This window comes from Campylobacter concisus, from assembly GCF_015230035.1.
In the GTDB taxonomy this organism is placed as follows: Bacteria; Campylobacterota; Campylobacteria; order Campylobacterales; family Campylobacteraceae; genus Campylobacter_A; species Campylobacter_A concisus_BK.
In genome coordinates this window covers 1-688 of sequence record NZ_JAAKZD010000029.1, presented here as the reverse complement: position 1 = coordinate 688, position 688 = coordinate 1, and the positions used below count along the sequence as shown (strand labels likewise).

Here is a 688-nt window from a genome sequence, read left to right as displayed (position 1 = left end):
CTTCACTTTGCTCTTTGATTGATTCACTCATCTCATTTATTGATTGAGCTAGGACATTTGTATTTGCTTCTATCTCACCAAGTGATTTTTGAGTTCTCTCAGCTAGCTTTCTAACTTCATCAGCCACGACTGCAAAGCCTCTACCGTGTTCTCCTGCACGTGCAGCTTCAATTGCAGCATTAAGAGCAAGTAAATTTGTTTGATCTGCTATATCTCTAATGATAGTTATGATGTTTTTAATTTCATCTGATTGTCTTATAACATCAGCTGTCTTTTGAGAGATGGCATTCATTGAGCTAGACATTTGCTCAACTGCAGCAGCAGATTCTTGAAGTGAGCTTGCTTGTGTGCTAGCTGAGCTTGTTACTTGAGATACTGACTCAGCTAGAAGTTTAGCTTTTTCTTCTAGGGTTTTAGCTTTTTCTAGGTTATAGTTTAGCATTCTAGAGATTTCTGTGCCTAGAGCATTTGTTACCTTTTCTACTTCACCATTTGCATTATCTATCCTAGAGGTAAAGTCTGATCTTCTATAGCTATCAAATACTTTTTGGATAACATTTAGATCACTACCTACTTTTGCTTCAAGAACATCAAGCATTTTATTTAGAACATTTTTAAGTTCTACTAGTTTTGGGTTAGCTGGGTTTTCTGTGATCCTAGCTTTTAAATTTCCTTTTTCTATCTCTTT

General features: G+C 35.9%; 1 protein-coding gene. It reads right to left on the bottom strand.

Annotation, left to right across the window (positions count from 1 at the left end; translation table 11 throughout):
- A partial coding sequence (locus tag G6W41_RS10000) for a methyl-accepting chemotaxis protein (RefSeq protein ID WP_242039959.1) occupies nucleotides 1-688 on the bottom strand: 688 nt, incomplete at both ends.